At 34.1% G+C, this 4,044-nt stretch carries 3 protein-coding genes and 1 riboswitch; of the genes, 2 read left to right on the top strand and 1 reads right to left on the bottom strand.

Going from position 1 to position 4,044, the window contains the following annotated elements:
* Positions 1-115: 115 nt before the first annotated feature.
* Entirely contained in the window at positions 116-1,012 is an 897-nt protein-coding gene (locus tag V7164_RS20195) for an aminoglycoside phosphotransferase family protein (RefSeq protein ID WP_335355051.1), read from the top strand.
* 281 nt (positions 1,013-1,293) lie between these two features.
* Here V7164_RS20195 and V7164_RS20200 read toward each other — a convergent pair whose 3' ends face one another.
* Positions 1,294-1,419 carry a bacitracin ABC transporter ATP-binding protein gene (locus V7164_RS20200; RefSeq protein ID WP_335346166.1) on the bottom strand — a complete coding sequence of 42 codons (126 nt, stop codon included), beginning with the start codon at positions 1,417-1,419 and terminating at the stop codon, positions 1,294-1,296.
* A gap of 156 nt (positions 1,420-1,575) precedes the next feature.
* A riboswitch (cyclic di-AMP (ydaO/yuaA leader) is annotated at positions 1,576-1,720 on the top strand.
* A 161-nt stretch (positions 1,721-1,881) separates the two neighbouring features.
* Here V7164_RS20200 and V7164_RS20205 point away from each other — a divergent pair.
* A complete protein-coding gene (locus V7164_RS20205; protein WP_335346165.1) occupies positions 1,882-3,708 on the top strand; it encodes an APC family permease in 1,827 nt (608 codons plus the stop codon).
* The last annotated feature ends 336 nt before the right edge of the window (positions 3,709-4,044 follow it).

Below are 4,044 nucleotides of genomic sequence, written 5' to 3' on the forward strand. Positions count from 1 at the left end.
TACGATGCAGGGGGGCTTTGCTTGTCTATTTTATTTAATGGAAAAATTTAAAATTCTATTGTCAAATAAAAATGCCCTTCATAATAACAGAGGGCATTATAAGGAGTAGTAATAAATGAAAGAGGATGAGATGTTAAATTTTTTGATGAATACCTTTCCTAATTTAGAAATTAGAGAAGTACAAGCAAACACTAATGGTTGGGATAATAACATTTATATATTAAATAATGAGATAGTCTTTAGATTCCCAAAATCTGAAGATCTTTTATCTAAAATATTGAATGAAGGCAAAATACTAAATTTGTTAAAATATAAAAAACCTATTTTATGCATACCAGACTATGAATATGTTTTCAGTGGGAGTGATTTAAAAGGCGTTAAATATTCTTTCTTGAAAGGTAAGTCTTTAGGTGAATATCCCATTAACAATCTTAGAGATAATCCAAACAACGCCAAGTTGATTGGTGATTTTCTAACGAAGTTGCATAGCATTGATGTTTCAAACCCTAATCTAATTAACTTAGAGACAATCCATACACTTAAATACTGGGAAAATTTATATTCCTCAGTCAAAAATGATATATTTCCTTTTTTAAATGACCAGCGACAGAATGAAATTAATGAAGTATTCACTAATTTTATTGACCTCTTTCCAAGTTTAACTTTTAAAAAATCAATAATACACGGTGACTTGACTGCCTCAAACATTATTTATAATAAGGGTAAAAACTGTATTGATGGCATTATTGACTTTACAGATGCCCAAATAGGAGATCCTGCTTTCGATTTTGCAGGTTTATATTGGTCTTTTGGTTCAGAATTTACAAAGGACGTATTATCTTGGTATAGCGCTCCTGAATCGTCTGAGAATTTATTTAATAGAGTAAAAAACTTTTATGGATTACAACCAGTTTTTCATGAAATATTATTTGCAGTGAAAAATAATCAACAAATCAATTGGGATACTGCCTTTGAAAAATTTTCTTACCTAAAAAATTTATATGAAACATAATTAGTAGCCTGTTATTAAATTAAAGGTGATTATCTTAATAAGGTATAAGCATTTGATCTCTAACTTTAGCTAACCAGTTAAGCTCTTATGTTTTTCCGTTAAAGGGCGCTTTTCTGAAATAAAGAAAGCGTCTTTCTACATGAAAAGGGCCATTTAATGGAATAAGGCTTATTAAGCTAAAGGTTTGGTTAGTTGAATTTGTTGGCCAGAAAAAAAAACCGCACACAATGCGGTCTGATGTTCAATAATTATGGGATACCTTTTTAGGGAAGACTTGTATTTTACTCATCATTACTAATGGGTTCCACATTTTGTTCATTTGTTTGACCCCCATATTGCTGGTTAATTTCTTTAGCTAACTCATCTAAAAATTCATCAGATAAAAAGGGACTATTGTCTTTGAACATATAAATCCTCCTTTGACGTTGCATCTCTTAAATATTTTTCTAAAGCATGAATTAATATCTACGTTACTAACATTTCCGTTTTTCTGTTTTTTTATCTTTTTACATAAAATTTATTTACTTTTGCAGAACACAGGAGTATTATAATCACTGTTTCAAATTTCTAAATCGCTGAAACCATTAGGTACGGGGGAACCATTTTTGTGGGTTGTTACTTAACCCAAGGGGTGAATCCTTTCAAGGTAGGGCTACTCAAAGGCCCGAATCCGACAGCTAACCTCGTAAGCGTTAAATGAGAAGGAAGGTGGAGCTTGTGACACAAAAAAGTGATGTGTCTACAGGTCTGTTTAACTCTGACTTGTAGGCACTTTTTTTTATTCATGTAAAAATTTTGTTCTTTTAGAGAAATTACTGTTTATAAGGGAATATATAACCTATTGACACTATTTAGGCGGTGAGTAATTAATGATTTCATTCATAAAAAGGCTTTTAATTGGACGACCTTTAAAATCCAATGAATTAGGAGAACAGAAACTTAACAAAACGAAAGCATTAGCGATCCTTTCTTCTGATGCTTTATCATCAGTGGCATATGGTCCTGAACAAATTTTGATAGTATTGGTCACAGTAGGTGCTGTAGCATTTTGGTATTCAATTCCTATCGCAGTTGGTGTATTAATTCTTTTAACAGCTCTTATATTGTCTTACAGGCAAATCATCTTTTCTTATCCTCATGGCGGTGGAGCGTATGTGGTTTCAAAGAGCAATCTAGGTGTAAATCCAGGCTTAATAGCTGGAGGTTCGCTATTGGTAGACTACATACTTACTGTTGCTGTAAGTGTGTCTGCTGGTACAGATGCTCTAACATCTGCTTTTCCCACCTTACATAACTTTAATGTGGAAATTGCTATTGCATTTGTGATTTTTATTACAATTTTGAATTTAAGAGGAGTAACGGAGTCTGCATCAATTTTAGCTTACCCCGTTTACTTATTCGTTGTAGCGATGTTCATATTAATTGGTGTGGGTATTTATAATATTCTAACAGGAGGAGTTTCACCTGAAATACACACCCCGATTGGTACACCTGTAGCGGGAATCAGTTTATTTATTCTTTTAAGGGCGTTTGCTTCGGGAAGTTCCGCCTTAACAGGGGTTGAAGCTATATCCAATGCCATTCCCAATTTTAAAGATCCAGCTCCTAAAAATGCTGCTAAAACATTAATGGCAATGGGAGCCTTGCTTGCGATACTGTTTTCAGGAATCATATTTTTAGCCTATTATTATGGCATTGCTCCAAGTAGAGAGGTAACCGTTGTTTCCCAAATTGCAGAAGAAACTTTCGGTCGAAATTTCATGTACTTCTTTATTCAAGGAACTACAGCATTGATATTAATCCTTGCTGCAAATACTGGTTATTCTGCTTTCCCATTGCTGGCGGTTAATCTCGCAAAAGATAAGTTTATACCAAGGATGTTTCTGATTAGGGGAGACCGATTAGGATATTCTAATGGGATCCTCATACTTGGAATTGCTTCTATCATTTTAATTCTTGCTTTTCGGGCAGAAACAGAGCATCTTATTCCACTTTATGCAGTTGGAGTATTTCTCCCATTTACTTTGTCTCAATCGGGAATGATGGTTAAATGGCTGCGAGAAAAGCCCAAAGGGTGGATTCCAAAATTCATAATTAATACAACGGGTGCTGTTATTAGCTTTACGGTCACAATGATTTTCTTTTTAACAAAATTTTCACAGGTTTGGTCAATCTTAATTTTTCTACCTATCATTGTCTTGCTCTTTCATCGAATTAGAAAGCATTATGAAGCTGTTGGAGACCAGCTTAGGCTTACAACTTGTGAATCTCCTGTGAAAATTGAGGGTAATGTTATGATAGTGCCTGTTGCCGGCATGACTCACGTTGTAGAGAATTCCTTAAATTATGCTAAATCGCTTTCTCCTGAACAAATTATTGCTGTATATGTTGCATTTGAAAGAGAAGACGAGAAGAAGTTTGGAGAAAAATGGAGGAAATGGCAACCTGATGTAAGACTAGTAACACTGCACTCTCATTATAGAAGTATCATCAACCCACTAACCAAATTTGTTGATACTGTGGAGCATAAAGCGAGGGAAGGAAATTATAATGTGACAGTTGTCATTCCACAATTTATACCTAAAAAAGGTTGGCACAATATTCTTCACAACCAATCAAGCTTACTAATTCGTGCCTTCTTATTGTATCGGAGAGATGTGGTCGTTACAACTGTACCTTATCATTTAAAAAAATAAAGAGCAGGACTTTCATGTACTTCCTTACTTTGATATTAACGGAGCTGCTTTAAGCAGCTCTTTCTTATTTGAACTATCATGTAAAAACAGCACTTTATTGCGTATTCTGTGGTGAACGCTGGGTTCATGGTTGGGTAACGGTGCTAAAGTTCAATATAAGCGAACTGTTTCAATAGCCTTTGATCTTCCACAAAAGGGCGCTTTTCTGAAACAAGGAAAGCGTCTTTCTTCATGAAAAGGGCCATTTTCTTGAATAAAGTTGGAAGGTTATGTGTTATAAATTTAAGTTGATCAAAAAAGGAAATTTATGGAGTTTACAGAATTAGTTAACGAATA

Origin of the sequence: Bacillus sp. JJ1474 (genome assembly GCF_036965225.1) — a bacterium.
Taxonomy (GTDB): domain Bacteria; phylum Bacillota; class Bacilli; order Bacillales; family Cytobacillaceae; genus Cytobacillus.

Excerpts from the sequence above, each read along its gene's own strand:
- V7164_RS20200 (WP_335346166.1), bottom strand. The coding sequence starts at position 1,419 with ATGTTCAAAGACAATAGTCCCTTTTTATCTGATGAATTTTTAGATGAG.
- V7164_RS20195 (WP_335355051.1), top strand. The coding sequence starts at position 116 with ATGAAAGAGGATGAGATGTTAAATTTTTTGATGAATACCTTTCCTAAT.
- V7164_RS20205 (WP_335346165.1), top strand. The coding sequence starts at position 1,882 with ATGATTTCATTCATAAAAAGGCTTTTAATTGGACGACCTTTAAAATCC.